This window comes from Colwellia polaris (assembly GCF_002104515.1).
Lineage (GTDB): Bacteria > Pseudomonadota > Gammaproteobacteria > Enterobacterales > Alteromonadaceae > Cognaticolwellia > Cognaticolwellia polaris.
In genome coordinates this window covers 717606-734522 of record NZ_NBOE01000001.1, presented here as the reverse complement: position 1 = coordinate 734522, position 16917 = coordinate 717606, and the positions used below count along the sequence as shown (strand labels likewise).

Annotated in this window: 15 protein-coding genes; 10 read left to right on the top strand and 5 right to left on the bottom strand. The window is 38.6% G+C overall.

Translation table 11 applies throughout. The features are described 5' to 3' along the window. Nucleotides 1-3 precede the first annotated feature (3 nt). Both B6A32_RS03330 and thiE read left to right on the top strand, forming a co-directional pair. Nucleotides 4-807, top strand: a complete 804-nt coding sequence (locus B6A32_RS03330) for a thiazole synthase (RefSeq protein ID WP_085301285.1) — start codon at nt 4-6, stop codon at nt 805-807. Continuing rightward, nucleotides 807-2378: a thiamine phosphate synthase gene (thiE, locus tag B6A32_RS03325; protein WP_085301284.1), complete on the top strand. Its 1572-nt coding sequence runs from the start codon at nt 807-809 to the stop codon at nt 2376-2378. The genes B6A32_RS03330 and thiE overlap by 1 nt, the downstream gene beginning before the upstream one ends. Nucleotides 2379-2465: 87 nt before the next feature. Here the strand turns inward: thiE and B6A32_RS03320 are convergent, their stop codons facing one another. From B6A32_RS03320 to B6A32_RS03310, 3 genes are all read right to left on the bottom strand, one after another. Continuing rightward, complete coding sequence (locus B6A32_RS03320) at nt 2466-3101, bottom strand: N-acetylmuramoyl-L-alanine amidase (protein ID WP_085301283.1); 636 nt, start codon at nt 3099-3101, stop codon at nt 2466-2468. Nucleotides 3102-3647: 546 nt separating this feature from the next. After that, nucleotides 3648-4646, bottom strand: a complete 999-nt coding sequence (locus B6A32_RS03315; protein WP_085301282.1) for a cupin domain-containing protein — start codon at nt 4644-4646, stop codon at nt 3648-3650. A 77-nt stretch (nt 4647-4723) separates the two neighbouring features. Then, the gene (locus tag B6A32_RS03310) at nt 4724-5464 is read right to left on the bottom strand and encodes an SDR family NAD(P)-dependent oxidoreductase (protein WP_085301281.1); all 741 of its coding nucleotides are present in this window, start codon (nt 5462-5464) and stop codon (nt 4724-4726) included. 130 nt (nt 5465-5594) lie between these two features. Between B6A32_RS03310 and hisD the strand changes: the two genes are divergently transcribed. The 4 genes from hisD to B6A32_RS03290 are packed head-to-tail and all read left to right on the top strand — an operon-like array spanning nt 5595 to nt 9407. Then, nucleotides 5595-6869 carry a histidinol dehydrogenase gene (hisD, locus tag B6A32_RS03305; RefSeq protein WP_085301280.1) on the top strand — a complete coding sequence of 425 codons (1275 nt, stop codon included), beginning with the start codon at nt 5595-5597 and terminating at the stop codon, nt 6867-6869. 3 nt (nt 6870-6872) lie between these two features. Next, entirely contained in the window at nt 6873-7880 is a 1008-nt protein-coding gene (locus B6A32_RS03300) for a LacI family DNA-binding transcriptional regulator (protein ID WP_085301279.1), read from the top strand. A gap of 15 nt (nt 7881-7895) precedes the next feature. After that, nucleotides 7896-8621, top strand: coding sequence for an alpha/beta fold hydrolase (locus tag B6A32_RS03295; RefSeq protein WP_085301278.1), 726 nt, complete (start codon nt 7896-7898; stop codon nt 8619-8621). Between the two features lie 15 nt (nt 8622-8636). Beyond that, entirely contained in the window at nt 8637-9407 is a 771-nt protein-coding gene (locus tag B6A32_RS03290) for an HpcH/HpaI aldolase family protein (protein ID WP_085301277.1), read from the top strand. Nucleotides 9408-9476: 69 nt separating this feature from the next. Here the strand turns inward: B6A32_RS03290 and B6A32_RS03285 are convergent, their stop codons facing one another. Beyond that, on the bottom strand, nt 9477-10487 hold the full coding sequence (locus tag B6A32_RS03285) for an ester cyclase (RefSeq protein ID WP_085301276.1): 1011 nt from the start codon (nt 10485-10487) through the stop codon (nt 9477-9479). Between the two features lie 152 nt (nt 10488-10639). On the opposite strand from B6A32_RS03285, the gene B6A32_RS03280 reads away from it, so the two are divergent. Then, nucleotides 10640-11608: a nuclear transport factor 2 family protein gene (locus B6A32_RS03280; RefSeq protein WP_085301275.1), complete on the top strand. Its 969-nt coding sequence runs from the start codon at nt 10640-10642 to the stop codon at nt 11606-11608. Nucleotides 11609-11770: 162 nt separating this feature from the next. On the opposite strand, the gene B6A32_RS03275 is transcribed toward B6A32_RS03280, so the two are convergent. After that, a complete protein-coding gene (locus B6A32_RS03275) occupies nt 11771-12781 on the bottom strand; it encodes a nuclear transport factor 2 family protein (protein WP_085301274.1) in 1011 nt (336 codons plus the stop codon). A 240-nt stretch (nt 12782-13021) separates the two neighbouring features. Here B6A32_RS03275 and B6A32_RS03270 point away from each other — a divergent pair, with 240 nt between their 5' ends. The 3 genes from B6A32_RS03270 to B6A32_RS03260 are packed head-to-tail and all read left to right on the top strand — an operon-like array spanning nt 13022 to nt 16625. Continuing rightward, nucleotides 13022-14632 (top strand): sodium:solute symporter family transporter, encoded by a 1611-nt coding sequence (locus B6A32_RS03270; RefSeq protein WP_085301273.1) that lies wholly within the window; start codon nt 13022-13024, stop codon nt 14630-14632. A 17-nt stretch (nt 14633-14649) separates the two neighbouring features. Beyond that, nucleotides 14650-15759 carry a nuclear transport factor 2 family protein gene (locus B6A32_RS03265; protein WP_085301272.1) on the top strand — a complete coding sequence of 370 codons (1110 nt, stop codon included), beginning with the start codon at nt 14650-14652 and terminating at the stop codon, nt 15757-15759. Nucleotides 15760-15761: 2 nt separating this feature from the next. After that, the gene (locus B6A32_RS03260) at nt 15762-16625 is read left to right on the top strand and encodes a hypothetical protein (protein ID WP_085301271.1); all 864 of its coding nucleotides are present in this window, start codon (nt 15762-15764) and stop codon (nt 16623-16625) included. Nucleotides 16626-16917: the final 292 nt, after the last annotated feature.

Sequence of the window (16917 nt, the reverse complement as noted above, 5' to 3'; positions counted from 1 at the left end):
GCTATGTCACTTAATATTTATGGTCAAACACTCAATAGTCGATTGTTAATTGGTTCGGCACTTTATCCTTCACCAGAGATAATGCAGCAAGCTATTTTAGCTAGCGGCTCACAAGTAGTTACGTTATCGCTAAAACGGCAGAACCCTTTAGCTCGCTCAGGCGAAAAAATTTGGCGCTACATTCAAGAAACGGTTGCACAAAATCAAGGTTTTCTCCTTCCTAATACAGCAGGCTGCAAAAGCGCTAAAGAAGCCATTACCTTAGCTAAAATGAGCCGCGAATTATTTCAAACAGACTGGATAAAGCTTGAAGTTATTGGCGATGATTATAACCTTCAACCTGATCCTATCGAGTTGTTAATTGCGACCGAGCAGCTACTTGCCGATGGCTTTAAAATATTACCTTACTGCACAGACGACCTAGTGATTTGCCAACGTTTATATGCCTTAGGTTGCCAAGTAATTATGCCTTGGGCATCACCCATTGGCACAGGTAAAGGTTTAATGAACCCTTATAATTTAACCAGTATTCGCCAGCGTTTACCTGAAGCAACATTAATACTTGATGCTGGCATAGGTAAACCCTCTGATGCTTGTATTGCCATGGAAATGGGCTTTGATGGCGTGCTACTTAACAGTGCAATCGCCCTTGCTGATAACCCTGTTTTAATGGCAAAAGCTTTCTCTAGTGCAATTTCAGCAGGAGAATCAGCCTACATTGCTGGCACGATGCCTGAACGCCAAACCGCCCACCCCAGCACGCCAACACTGGATACGCCATTTTGGCATCAACCGGAACATAGTTAATGAAATCAGAAGCTTCTGTAATGAACAATCATATATCTAAAAAGCCTATTATGTGGAGCATTTCGGGTGCCGATTGCTCAGGTGGCGCAGGCATTGCGGCTGATATTAAAACCGGCCATAACCTCGGCGTTGAGGTTTGCCATTTCATAACCGCGAATACGGTACAAAACTCATCGGTATTTTATTCAGTAAACCCTACTTCAGTTGATATTTTAGCCCAACAAGCACAAGCATTACGTTTTGACAAAGCACCAACCGTGATAAAAATTGGCCTCATCGCTAATGATGAACAAATAAACTGGTTAATATTATTACTAACTCAGCTTAAATCTCAATTACCAAACTTACTTGTGGTTTTTGACCCCGTGAGTAAAGCCAGTGTTGGTGAAAGTATGTCATTTTTCTCTACCGAGGCATTATCCTTACTTATGCCCTTAATTGATGTTATTACCCCCAACTTAAATGAAGCCAAAGCGTTATCTGCTCTCAGCGCTAAAAACTCAAATATTAAAACAAAGGAAATGGCAGAAAATATTTTACACTTAGGTTGTAACGCAGTGATTATTAAAGGCGGGCATGCTAGTCCTGCTAATACTAGCCAAGACGGGCACTGCACAGACCTATGTTTGCAAAAATTAGGTGCTAGCTCAACTCAGTTATTCACCTTGCAGTCGCCTAAAATCAACACAAATTATAGTCACGGTGGTGGCTGTAGTTTTGCTAGTGCATTAGCCAGTTTTTTAGCTCATGGGTATTTATTACGCGATGCTTTTACTCTAACAAAAGCGTTTATCAATCAGGGATTACTATTAGCACCTGACCGAGCTGACCATCAAACAAAAAATAATGATTACTACGGTGCATTTCAACAAGGTAAGTGGCCAACAAAAGCGAGTGTATTTCCACAAGTTATTAGCCCCGTTTATCAACAAATTGAATCATCCCAAGGCTTTAAGTCACTTGAGTTATCTGCAGATGAGAAACTCGGTCTATATCCAGTAGTAGATTCACTTTCATGGTTAGCCCTGTTATTACCACAAAACTTAAAAATAATTCAGCTAAGAATTAAAAGTGATGACATTAACTATTTAGAACCATTAATAGCAAAAGCCGTTGCGATGGCCCGTCTCTATAATTGCCGATTATTTATTAATGATCATTGGAAACTCGCCATTAAATACGGTGCATATGGGGTTCATATCGGCCAAGAAGATCTTCAAGATGCTGATTTATACGCTATTGCTAATGCAGGCTTACGTTTGGGTATTAGTACGCATGGTTGTTACGAATTTTTATTAGCAAAGCAACTGCGACCTTCATATCTTGCCATTGGCGCTATTTTCCCAACAAAAACCAAAAACATGACAGGGCAAATTCAAGGTCTAAAAAACTTAACGCAGATTTTATCACTCGCTGACACTATTCCTATCGTTGCCATTGGCGGCATCAATCAACAACGGCTAACACAGGTGTGGAGCACAGGCGTTAGTGCGATTGCCGTTGTTACGGCAATTACCCAAGCTCAGCAACCGTTGAGTGCAACTAAAGCGATGCAAGTAATGCTAGGCTGAATTGTGCTTTACTGAGTTGTGCTTTGTTAAACTCTGCTATATAAAGCCATGCCATGTAAAAGCGAGCCATGTAAAACATGGTCACCATTATGCTCTGGTCATTGAAATAACCTCTGGATGATTAATAAATTCATCCAGTTCATCTTGAGCATTAGGAAATTGTGCACGGTGTTTTTGCAATATAGCAATGGCATTATTCATCGCTATTTTACTATTTTCATCAACGCTTGTTCTTTCATGCTTAATTAAAGTAGGCGTTTGAGCCAACTTATCACGTATAGCATGCATATTTATTTTAGTGCCAGGGCAAGATTTACTGGTTTTATATCGCGATGGAATAATATTTTTTTCGGCTAATGTGTTTAACTCGCGATGGCCAATAACATTATCAACAGAAATGGAAAATTCTGACATCAAATCAGTTATCAAGTTGTAGAGGCTTTTATATTGAGCGGGGGTAAAATCTACTTTATCACCATGACCAACACAGCAAATACCTAAAGAGCAGCTGTTTAATCCTAAAGCATGTGCTCCCGATTTATTGGTTAATCGCCCAATTTCAACTGCTCCATCGGGTTTTTGGTCATGTTTGTCGTTTAAAATAACAAAGTGATAACCAATACCCGACCATCTGCGTGCCTTATGCCATGCGTCAATCATATCACGGTCACAGTTTCTACCCGTAAAAGCAGCCGTGTGAAGCACAATGTATTCTGGAAACATAGGATTTTCCTTATCATTGAAAGTCTTGTATTTAACAAGACAAAATTCATGAAAATGAAGAGAAATAAAACTACGCCTGAAACTATAAATATAAGCCTAAAATCGCCACATTTTGTTTTATACAACAAATCGCCACATTTTGTTTTATACAACAAATAAAAGTCTAGCTCCTTTTACCCACAAAACAATGTAAATTATAAGCCTCAATGCATATCAATTTAATTGCTAGCTTATTGGTAGGGCAAAGTCATTAAATGAAAATAGGATTATTCGCTTATAATTTTAAATACTAATTTTGTAGCTTAAATGAAGACAAGGTGTATAAAGGTGGAATTGAAATCAACGTTCGGATTGAGGCTAAACCGTGATGGCGCAGGCTACAGCAATGATTAAGTTTTAATTTCCCTCATGACCCTGATCTTGAACAGCACTTTTAATGCATAGACTTCAATAAAAAGTGTGAATATAAAAGGAGCTATTAATCTCATAACTCCTTATTTTAAAAGTATTGAAAATCCCAATAGCTATATTTAAGTCGGGTTATTTTCAAATAAACTTTGGTGCTTTAGGATAATCATTTCGACGTGTAATATATAAAATACAATCGCTTTGTCCTTTTTGTTCAAACTTACGTACCGACTCAATCGGAGTTGTAAAAGTATCGCCTTTAGATAATGTAAGTGTTTCGCCATCTACCGTTATATCTAGCTGCCCTTGCTGAACAAAAATAACCTCTTCCTCGTATCTAATATGCTCAGGCACTATCGCATCGCTTAGTAATTTTAACCCTCGCACGACAAAACCATGCGACCAGCTCAACTTACTTGCGGGTAAATCTTCACTCATATTTTTATCGCCAACTAATGCGACTTCTTCAACGCCATTAAACAGTGCTAAGCCAGTATTTTTTGACCATGAAAAAGTATCAGTTCTTTGTACAATTGACTCCATTTCCTCATCGCCAACAATACGATGCTCTGCAATTTGCGCGGCTGAAGTAACAGGCATAGGATGCTTACCTTCTGGTACTTTTTCTCCTAAGGTAGTATCTACTAAGCTGCCATCATCAAGCAGGATCAAACCATATTTTTCAGCAAGCTCAAAAACTTGAGGTGCCCATAACACGTTACCTGGGTCATCACTGCCTAAAACAGCATATAAATAAGCACTGCCCTCACCCACATTTTCGAAACCACGGAAAATGTCAGTTGGAATAGAAATAATATCACCTTCATTTAGTATGACTTTACCATCATCACCATTTACGCCACTCATAAAAGCCCATGTACCGCTATGTATAACAAAAAATTCTTCAGTTAAATGGCTATGTTGCGAATTTAAGCAGCCGGCAGGTTGGCGAGCGCCACCAATGTTAAAACCATGCGGTATCGAAATGTGTATATGTTGGTCAGGATTTTCAGCTACACCAGGCCCGATAAGTGTAAAGTTTTCTTTTTTATCACTGCCTGGGCTGCGCGTGTCAATAAAGGCATTGGTACATGGATTTAAATCATCATATCTAATCAGTCTATCTGCTAATGTCATCTTTTCTATCCTCTTATATTCACTTTCGTTGAGTCATTAAAATTAATGTTTTATGTCTATTACTTACTACTGAGTGATTAATGTGCCGTCCAACCGCCATCAACTTTAATGCTAGTGCCTGTGATCATCGACGCTAAGTCACTTAATAGAAAGGTGCAGCTATTAGCGATATCTTCTACTTTGGCTAAGCGGCCGAGGGGGATCATATTAAAAACAAAGTTTTTAAACGTTTCGTCTTCAAACATTGGCTCAGTCATTGGGGTTAATACAAAGGTAGGAGCGACAGTATTTACGCGAATATTATACTCGGCTAACTCAACAGCCATCGCTTTTGTAACGCCCTCTACCGCATGCTTACTCATACAATACAAAGTTCGACCGGGTGAGCCGACAAACCCCATTTGAGATGACATATTTACAATAGAAGCATATTTGCTTTGCTTCATCGGTGTAATCGCAGCTTGAGATATTTTATAAAGTGTTCGAATATTTAAATCGATCACCGCATCAATATTTTCACTGCTTTGCTCTTCCATAGCACCAACACGATTTATGCCGGCATTATTAACTAAACCATCTAATGTGGGTAATTCGCGTAACCTTTTATAAAAAGCATCACTTGTTACGTCCATCACCCAAGGTGTTATATTTTCAGGATAAAGTTCGGTTAGTTTATCTAAATCATTTTTTGTTCGTGCTACCGCAATAACATTAGCGCCATATTTAGCCGCCATAACCGCACAGCCCAAACCAATACCTTTACCTGCACCAGCAATTAATATCGTTTTACCTGTGAATAAGTTTTCATTAAAGCTCATAACATTTATCCTAAAATCAATTATTGCATTCGAAGTCATTATTACGTAGGATTTAGATAAGTTCAAGTTAATAAGTCGAATCTTTATTAATTAAGTCAAAATTAAAATCAAATAAACTGGAGATATTGAAATGATTAAATACCTAAAGAAAGGCAAGCAAGAAGAAGAAAAAAAAGATTTTTTACAATCAGTTAAAACAACAGTAGAAAACATTCTTGAAGATATTGAACAAGATGGTGATAAAGCCGTTGCAAAATACTCTGAAACGTTCGATAAGTGGAATCCGAAGTCATTCAGACTAACAAAGAAAGAAATTAAAGCCTGCTACGAAGAACTCGATGACAGTATCATAGAAGATATTAAATGGGCGCAAACGCAAGTTCGTAATTTCGCTCAAATTCAACGTGATTCGATGAAAGACGTGGAAGTAGAAACATTACCTGGCGTTATACTTGGTCATAAGCATATACCAATGGAAAGTGTGGGTTGTTATGTGCCAGGTGGTAAATATCCGTTAGTCGCCTCTGCTCACATGAGTGTAGTTACCGCTAAAGTTGCAGGTGTAAAACGTGTTATTGCGGCGGCTCCACCTTTTAATGGCAAACCATCTCCTGCCATTGTTGTTGCAATGGATTTAGCTGGTGCTGACGAAATTTATTGCTTTGGTGGCGTACAAGCAATAGCTGCCATGGCTATTGGAACAGAAACAATTGCCCCTGTTGATATGATTGTTGGCCCTGGCAATGCTTTTGTTGCTGAAGCAAAGCGCCAACTATTTGGTCGTGTAGGTATAGATTTATTTGCGGGTCCAACAGAAACATTAGTTATTGCCGATGAAAGTGTCGATGGAGAATTGTGTGCTGCTGACCTACTGGGTCAAGCTGAGCATGGTCCAACATCTCCAGCGATATTATTAACAAATAGTGAAAAACTGGCACGCGATACTATGGCTGAAGTAGAAAGACAATTAACTATTTTGCCAACAGGTGAAGTTGCAGGAGCTGCTTGGAAAGATCACGGTGAAGTGATTGTTTGTGATACCTACGAAGAAATGATTGAAGTTGCTAACGACTTAGCTTTTGAACACGTACAAATTATGACTGAAAATATCCCCTATTTTAAAGAGAACATGCGTAACTTTGGTGCACTTTTCTTAGGCCCAGAAACAAACGTATCTTATGGTGATAAGTGTATTGGTACAAACCATACACTTCCAACTCGTAAGGCGGCACGTTATACTGGCGGACTATGGGTTGGTAAGTTTATTAAAACCTGTACATTTCAAAGCGCTACAGAAGAAGCATCGGTTGTTGTTGGTGAATATTGTTCTAGACTTTGTGCTGTTGAAGGGTTTGCTGGCCATAAGGAGCAAGCTGATATTCGTTTAAGAAGATATAAAGGGTAAACATTGACTAAAAATAAAAAGGTTACTTCTTATGATGTCGCTCGCGAAGCGGGCGTATCTCAATCAGCTGTTTCACGAGTATTTAGACCGGGCTTAAGTGTCTCGGCAAAAACTCGTGAAAAAGTAACGGCCGTAGCGAATAAAATGGGTTATCGACCTAATGCCATCGCGAGAATGCTGATTACTAAACAGTCTGGTATGGTGGCGGTTATCGTTTCGTCTCGTGCGAATGAAAACTACCCTGAAGTACTTTCGCAAGTAAGCAAACAACTTGCGGCTCGTAATAAGCGAGTTTTATTATTTACTTTAGATGACGCTGAAGGTGTAGATGAGTTATTTGAACAAATCTGGACCTTCCAAGTTGATGGCGTTATTGCACTTGCTGCTCATTTTGAAAGCCAACGTTTGGCGCAATTTGAGCAACATAAAATACCCGTAGTGCTCTATAACCGCAATGTTCCTGATGCTTCAACCAATACCGTTTGTTGTAATCATGAACAAGGCATTAAGCAACTGCTTGCCGAATTAAAATTAAATAATCCTAAATCTTATTTAGTCCTTTCAGGCCCTAAAGACTCTGATGTTGCCAATGAACGTCGCGAAATCGCGCTTGATTTATTGCAAAAGTCTGGGGAACCAAATGTGCCTGTACTTTATGGCGACTATTCGTATCAATCGGGTAGAAACTGTATTGCCCAATGGTTGAAAAAAAATCCTGCGCCAGACGCGGTAATTTGCAGTAACGATACCATGGCGATTGGCGTAATTGACGAAATAAGAGAGAAACACAACATTCATATTCCAAACGATATGTCTGTTGTCGGCTTCGATGGGATCGCTTCATCATTTTGGCAAAGTTACCAAATAACTACCGTTAAACAACCGTTAGAGCAATTGGTAAAAGCAGCTGTAGACATGTTAATAGAACACATAGAAAACCCTGACTCGCCGCCTGAAGCTCGTGTATTAACGGGTACCTTAATTAAAGGGAATTCAGTAAAGCGACCGTAACTAGGTTATGTTGTTATGCCCACTTTGCCCATATTAATTTTACCCGGCACCTTATGTACAGGTGCCATGTTTAGTCATCAAATAACTCAACTCAGCCAATATAGTCATCAGATATCAGTTGTACAATTTACCGATGAAGCAACTTTGCCAGAAATGGCAGCAAGCGTAATAAAAGCAACTGGTGATCAACCATGCGCTATTATTGGTTTCTCTATGGGCGGTATTGTTGCAGCCCAAGTCGCGAAAACTCACCCACATCTAATTGCTAAGCTCGCGTTAATTAATTCAAATTGCCATGCCGATCTTCCCGAAAGAAAAGCAGGAAGAGTTGAGCATATTAAGCAAGCCAATGCTGGTCAGCTTAGGCTATTGATCGAAAATACATTTATGCCTAATTACCTTCACCAACAAAAAGCAGAATATCAAAAAATTATTCTAGATATGGCTTTATCGCTTGGTAAAAAATGTTTTTCTGCGCAAGCAATGGCAATAGAAGATCGCCCAGACTCACTAGAAGTTCTACAAAGCCTTAAAGCGAACATACTGATTATTAGTGGTCTAGAAGATAAAATTTGCCCTGTTAAACACCAACTAATGATGCATAAAGCATTACCGACTAGCGAATTAGTATTACTTGAACAATGCGCGCACTTCTCGCCTTTAGAACAAGCAGAGAAAGTATCGCAAGCATTAATTCAATGGTATTCGTTGGGTTCAACTCAACAACATACACCAACTTAACATAAGGGATATAAAATGAACCTTAAACAAGCATTAGCAACAAAAAAGCCCTTACTCGGTACATTTATCAAAACGCCACATTTTCATAATACTGAAGTATTAGCCCATACTAATTTAGATGTTTTATGTTTAGATGCTGAACATGCCCCTTTTGACAGAGCAGATTTAGACACTTGTGTACTCGCGGCAAAGTCAAAACAAAAACCGGTCATTATTCGTATACCCGACAGTGAAAATGCCACTATTTTAAATGCTTTAGATCTAGGCGCTGACGGGGTTGTTATTCCTCATGTATTAAATGCTGAGCATGCTAAACGTATAGTAAAAAAATGTTTTTATGGACCAGACGGCAGAGGCTATGCTGGATCAACACGCTTTGCCGGTTATACCACTCATAAATTGCCCGACAACCTAGCCGCCAACAAAAATGAAACGTGCGTAATAGCGCAAATTGAAGACTTAGAGGCTATAGACGACATCGATGCTATTTGCCAAGTAGAAGGCATTGATTGTATTTTTATTGGCAGAATGGATTTAACGGTAGCATTACAACAAACAGACCCAAGCCACCCTGATGTAATAGCAGCCGTTGAAAAAGTTGTTGCTGCGACTAAGAAGTATAATAAAAATTGCGGTATGTTTGTTGGTAATTTGGCTGAACTTCCACTTTGGATAAAATCAGGTGTGAGCTTATTTTTATTAGGCTCTGATCATAGCTTTTTACTTAATGGCGCTAATCAATTGCAGCAGAGTTTTGAAAGCTCAATAGCAAAGTCAGCAGAATAGAATCTTAAACATTTCCTTATCGTATGAATAAATAAAGCCCTTTCGGACTTTATTTATTCAGAGAAACTATTAATAACGTGCTTTATTAAACTCTTTCATTCTACCTAATACATCAACGCCAAGTTGATGATAAACATGTAATAAATCAACCAGTACCCAGTTTTCACGGATTAAGCCGTTTTCACAACGCCAAAAATCTAAGCTGCGCATGGTAATTTCTTGATTCGAGGGGGCAATACCTAACCAACCATCACCACTTACTTTCATGTGCATACCAGGCCACGCCGTAAAACCAACATACTCGCCATCAGCAAATAAGTAGCCTTGCCCAACATCACCTACACGATTAGGCAAAGCATTTAGAAAGGGAATTTGATGCCAATTTCGAAAGCCTTTAATACCACGGCCAGTGCCAATGCCTGATGGACCATACCAACTACATCTTGGATGCCAATATTTTTCAAGCTGCATAGCTTCAACACCACCGGTTGCATAATTGCCTAATGAATTACACATATCTCCCACTAACTTGCCACTGCGATTAGCAACTTCAATATTGTTTTCAATCGTTAAGCCGTCTTGCTTTGCAGGTGCAGGAACATGCCATTCACGCCCTAAACTTGGCGACATTGGCCATGCGTTAGCTTGCATCATAACTTCAGGAATATCCCAAATTGCCTGCATTTCCACAATTAAGCCGTTTTCTATACGATAAAATTCATGAAAGCGCATAGCTACTTGATGCCCCGTTGGGGGAATATCTAACCAACTGCTTTCAAAGCTTCCAGTGTAATATCCACAACACCCAACCCAATGGCTTCCCTCTTCACTAGTGCCTGCCATTACAATAGTTTCACGTCGTTCAAGGTCGGGGATTGCCCGTTGCAAAGGTTTATAAACATCCTCAAATAAACGATCGGGGCCTGATAAGGTTTCAAAAGGAAATGATAGTTGCAGCTTAGCATTTGGTGAAAAAATTTGCTTAATCGCTTGGCGTACAGCAACCTCGTTAAAGTTATACAATGATTCACTAAACGGCTTAATTAGCTTTTTATTCGCATGACGTAAATCTTGCGGCATGGACACTCTCCTATGATGAAACAAATACGCTAATGAGATCGAAATATTATTATCAAAATACTATTATAAAAATATTGATGACTTCGAAGTCATTCAATGATAGCCTGAGTTCAAAGTAATTCAAGTAAAACTTATTTTAGTGGAGAAAAATTATGGTAACCGTTATTGATAAGTTGTATCAACAACTCAAGTCATCACCTAACAATATAGAGGCATATGTTCATGACCAAGTAGCATGGCGTGTTAGTGCGCCTGTTAATAACTTACTTGGTACAAACGAATTATTAACCTCGTATTGGCAGCCTTTAGTCAGCGCATTGCCCGATATAGAGCGCAAGCCATTTATTAACGTACAAAGTGAATATAACGGTAAAGAGTGGATTGCCAGTACCGGTTATTTTGTTGGCACCTTTAGTCAGCCACTTTGGGGAATACCTGCGAATAATAAAACACTTTATTTACGCTTTACCGAATTAGTAGAACTTGACGAAAATAAAATTAAACAGTGTTTTTTAATTATCGATTTTCTTGATGCAATGAACCAAGTGGGCGTTAATCCATTAAGAAAAAGCTTAGGCCATAGTGGGCTTATTATGCCGCCATCAACAATGGACGGTTTAAGCAGAGAAAAAACCAGCAAAGCTGAAGCCGAAAAATCTGAGCAACTGATACTTGATATGTTAGCCGAACTTGGTCGTTTTGACGGTAAATCGTTATCAAGCATGAAGTTAGAGAACTTTTGGCACCCCGACTTTATGTGGTACGGCCCAGCGGGTATAGGAACTACTCGTGGTATTGAGGGTTTTAGAAGGGATCACCAAGGGCCTTTTGTTTTTAGTTTTCCAGACAGGGATGTCGACCATAAAGCCACTTTGGTATCTGACGGTAACTATGTTGCAACAGGTGGTTGGCCTCATATGCACGGCACGCATAGTGTTGGTGATTGGTTAGGTCTACCGCCTTGTAATAAACAACTATCGTTACGTGTGATGGATATTTGGCGTCGCGAAGGTGATTTACTTAAAGAGAACTGGGTTGCAATTGATATTATTGATATCTGTATGCAAATGGGTCTCGATGTATTTGCTATGATGAAAGAACAATTAGGTGATAACACTTAATTATTGATTAATCAGTGAATACTGGCTTTATCAAAAAAAGGAAGCTTACTAGGCTTCCTTTTTTAATGTCTTTGATTTAAATGCACTCAGCATTAAACCTATAAATTAGTGCTGCTAATATTGCCACTAGTTAAACCGATTAATCAGACCTAAACCTCGAGCTTAACTCGGGTTATTAATTTTTCGACTACGTTCTAAAATATCTAAACCTTGCTGCTTTAACCAATAAGGAATATCAATTAACACCCAGTTTTCCATTAACTTATCACCCTCTCTGCGATAAACATCAACCACTCGCATGTCGGCCCTAATGTTACCACCAGGTAATCCTAGAAATCCTCCAATAGGTGTACTGCTTAAGTTAGGCCAACCAAAGAAACAGGCATAGTTTCCTTCTGCGTATCGGCAAATATGGCCATTAAACACTTTATCTTTTAGTCCTTGCCTAAACGGGTACGAATGCTGCTCTTGAAATTTTGGAATAGTATAAGTTGCCCCAATGCCAGCAGGGCCATACCACACCATATCTTTAGCCCATGTTCTTTCCAAAATTTCAGGTGGATATGTGTCATTGCCAGTTTGATTAAGTTGAGATAAATCATCAATCATTTGGTTAAGTACAGCCATGGTTTTCTCAGCTTCTACAGGGTCTTTGTCGTCTAACTGAATACCATCATGAGTTCGCGGACCAGGATAAATAAATGAATGACCTGTTGCTTGAGGTAAAGGATTAATCCCCACTTGATGCATAACGCTGATAATGTCACAGAAAAAACCAGCACGAACTATTTTGCCGTTTTCTATACAGTTAAAATCTGCATAGCGCACCATAGCCACTCGCCCAGAGCGAGGTATGCCTAACCAATCTTTATCAAACTGCACCATAAAGTGCCCCATACTGGTTACCCAATTAGCACCATCGTTGCCACTAACACCAGCCATAAACACATCTTGTCTGCGTTGAATATTTTTAAAAGCATGCATAAAAGGCTGCCAAAACACCTCATTTATCGCTTGTGGGCCTTTTTGCTCGTTAAAAGGATGCACACCATACCATTGGCAATCATTACTCATATATTGAGTCAAAACATCGCCAACAGTTTCCGCTGAAGACTGCTCTAAAGCTTGGTAATACTCCAGTATTAAATTTTTATTTTGCTGTTCGTTTGTCATCATTACCCTCAATATTAGCGCTGTTATAAGTTTATAAATTACAATAAATTAGTTAGTTACATACAAACAAATTCCTACAGAATTTAGTTAACTCTAGAGCAAACCTTAACTTATTATCAATTTTTTAGATAATATCTGCTTTCATATTATTTTAAACAATGCTATGTTTAAATGACTTCGAAGTCAACGATGAATAATTAACAAAAAAAGACTTCTGTAAAAAAATAAAGAGAGATAGATATGACAGAGTTTGGAACGCTTAACTGGACTATTTTAATTGTTTATATTTTGGCAAACCTGCTATTAGGTTATGTTATCAGTAAAAAAGTCAGCACCGCTGATGACTTCTATCTAGGACAAAAAACCACTCCCTGGTGGGCAATTGGTATTTCAGTAATTGCTACCTACGTTAGTGCCATGACATTTCTAGGCGCGCCAGCCTGGGCATATAAAGATGGCTTGTCGGTTATAGCGATACACCTTAATTACCCATTAGTAATTATCGCCGTTATAACCTTCTTTTTTCCATTTTTCTACAACGCTGGAGTTGCCTCAATATACGAATACCAAGAAAAACGCTTTGGCAAGAAGGCACGTGCTTTAGTCTCAGGTATTTGGTTAATATCTCAAACTATGAGCTCGGCTGCAGTGCTTTACGCCACCTCTATTGTTTTAAGTTATATCACAGGTATTCCAGAAATAACCTCGATTATTATTGTTACCATTATTGCGCTTATTTACACCGTAATGGGGGGAATAACCGCGGTAATTTGGACTGACGTAATTCAGTCCGGCATATTATTGTTGGGTGCCGGTATTATTATGTATGCATTAATTGATAATAGCACCACACCCGTGATGGAAAGCTTAGCTCAACTAAAAGCAGAGGGTAAAACTAACCCGCTTAACTTTGATTTCGACTTCAGTAATGTAACAACCGTTTGGTCAGGTATTTTAGCCATGACGCTTTATCATATTACGGTTTATGGTACCAACCAAATGATGGTACAGCGTACCTTAGCGGCTAAAAATATTGGTGACGCGAAAAAGTCGTACTTGTTAATGGGTTTCTTAGCTTTCTTTGTATATTTCTTCTTTATTATTATGGGGATACTATTTTATAACTATTACCAAGGTAAAACTTTTGAAAATGAAAACACCATTATTTTAGAGTTTGCTTCTCAGTATGGTATGCCTGGTTTAATGGGTATTATCGCCGCAGCGGTTATGGCTGCATCAATGTCGAGTTTAGACTCCGCATTCAACTCATTATCTACAGTTTCAACCCTAGATTTTTATAAAAAATACTACAAGCCGAATGAATCAGACAAACACTATTTGAATGTTTCACGTGTCTTCACTCTTTTTTGGGCCACTATTATTATCTTCCCTGCCATTATGTATCACTTGCATAGCACAGGCTCTATTTTAGAAGTGTTAAGTAAAGTAGGTTCGTATTTTGTTGGTGCGCAATTAGGTATGTTTGGCTTAGGCTTTTTCTCTAAACATGCGACAGAACGTGGTTTATTAGTAGGCACATTAGTGGGTGTATTAGCAGTAGCTTACACCGCTATTTACACTGATATTGCATGGCCTTGGTACGCTGCTATTGGTGCGTTTGTTAATGTGGTAGTAACCATTATTGCTAGCTTAGTTATCGATGGAAAACAAAAAGATTACTCGCCGTATACCATTAAAGGTCAAATCAAAGCGTTTGCCGATAGTGGCTCTGCAGAAAAAGAAAACGGCTGGTATTTAGTTCCAGGTAAAGTAGACAAAGTATGTTATGCGCTATTTGGTTTCTTTATTTTCACATTAGTATTTTTGTTCTCTTTTGAACTATTTATTTAACCAAACGAGTTAATATTATGAGTTTTAAACTAAATAACAACATCACACAGGTTCATTGGCAGCCTTTAACTAAGCTTTTAGATCCAACAGGTGTAAAGCAACAAACACTCGCGGGCTTTGATGAGGAATTCGTTGATATTGTTGATTATATTATTCGTATAACCCACCGTATTTGGGAACAGAAAAATGTTGGGCTGTGCTATAAGTATTACAGTGATATTTGCCCTGTTTTCACTTTAGGTGCTTACTCAGAGTGTGTTGAGCAAGTGGTTCAAGGTACCTTAAAAACCATTGCAGCCTTTCCAGACAGAAGCCTTATTGGTGAAAATGTAATTTGGAAAGAAGAAAGCGATGGCACCTATTATTCATCGCACCTAATCACCAGTATTATGACCAATACGGGTAACTCTGATTTTGGTTTATCTACAGATAAAACAGGCAGAGTTACTACGATTGCTGATTGTGTTTGTTTTGAAAACCAAATAGTTAAAGAGTGGTTGGTAAGAGATAATAGTTTTCTTATTAGCCAGTTGGGCATTGATTTAATTGATGCTGCCATTAACTTTTCAGCTCTGCAGCCGAATGATACCTTCAACGAATGGTATCAAAGTGAATATACCCGAGTGGTTAACACTGAGCATAGAAAAGAACTAGAGTGCATAAACTATAATTGGACTACCGATAACTTTGTGCAAGCTTGGGCACAAACCTTATTTAATCAAAAGCAGTTTTCAACATTAACGCAGTTTTATCATGTTGCCGCATCGCACCAATGGCCTGGTGGTCGTCAATCGACTGGGCTTGCACAAATTAGTGGCACGCTTATTCAATGGCTATCACAATGTCCTAATGCCAAAATGACCGTAGATCACACGGCTGTTGTAGGCTTCGACGAAAACACCATAGATATTGCTATTAGATGGTCTGTTGCCGGTAACTTTAACCCGCACATTGAGCGTTTAGCACAGTTAAAAGGCCAACGTTATTTTGTTTTGGGCTGTACTCACCTGCGAGTAAAAAACCAAAAAATAATAAAAGAAGTCACCGTTTTTGACGAAATTGCTTTATACGCCAATATTATTCGTGAATCGGGGCAATCGCTCCCATTATTAGCGCAAGGAGCATAGCCATGTTTAATCAACTTATCGAGTTATACACTAAGGGTGATTTAGCGCAATTATCCGCTAACATTCTCCACAGCACAGCTTGGAAACAGCATGATTTTACGGCATATGGAAATATGCAAATTGAAAAATTATGGCTTAAAAGTATTGAGCAATTTGGTTTTTTAACCGTAACCGAGCGCCAAGAAATACAAGGCGAGCAGTTTTCAGCACTTTATATTGAATTGTCAGACCAAGTTAAAAGTGAAAAGGTCTCAATTGCCTTTTTCTTTGAGCATAATAATTTACATATTAAAAAGTTACACTGCGTTGTAGATACCTTAGCTTTGGCAAGGTTATTACAGCAAGATGTTGCCACTATAATGCAAGCATTACCGGCGTCAGACCCTTTATTGCTGAGTCAATTTGACCATCAATTACATCCGAAAAGCTATCATGCTACGCCTGATGATATTACTGACTTACCTGATAATGTGAAAAGCACGGTGAATAAATGGTGGAATATCTGGCAAGAAAAACAACTCGCCAACTTCGATAAAATTTATCACAACAATGCCTCAATACAACTTGCAGGTTTTGGTAAGAATGAAGGTTTTAATCAGCTAAGAAGCTTTCATTTAAAATTACATAACAGAATGAATCGCAGTTATTGCCAGTTAGAAAACGTAGCCTTTGATGAAGCGAAAAATTCAGTCGCACTTAAGTGGCATGTTGATGGCGACTATATTGATAATGGCGTTATTAAACGTATTAGATTGCCGTTTATTTCTATTATCACCATTAGCGAAGGGCTTGTAGTAAAAGAATACCTACAAGCTGATTGGCTAGCACTTTGTAAACAATACAAAGTAAGTTATCCGTTTGTTTAAATATTAATTAAATTCTCTCTGAGGTGAAGTAAAACACTACCTCAGCGCTTTAAACATTAAGTTACCTTAGTTAATAGCTTAGGTAACTTTTTATTATCCCAACTATAAAACTTACTCTACGTTTACATCACAAGCTCCTAACCTGTAAAGTATACACAAGCTGCTTATAGTGCTTAAAATGCAGAGTAATCCAATTTTTTGATCCCCTTTAAAGTTGTGTAAATTCATGACCAGTAACATAAGTTACTTAAAGCAGTGGTTACAAGACAAACACTGCTAGGCCGAATAGCAC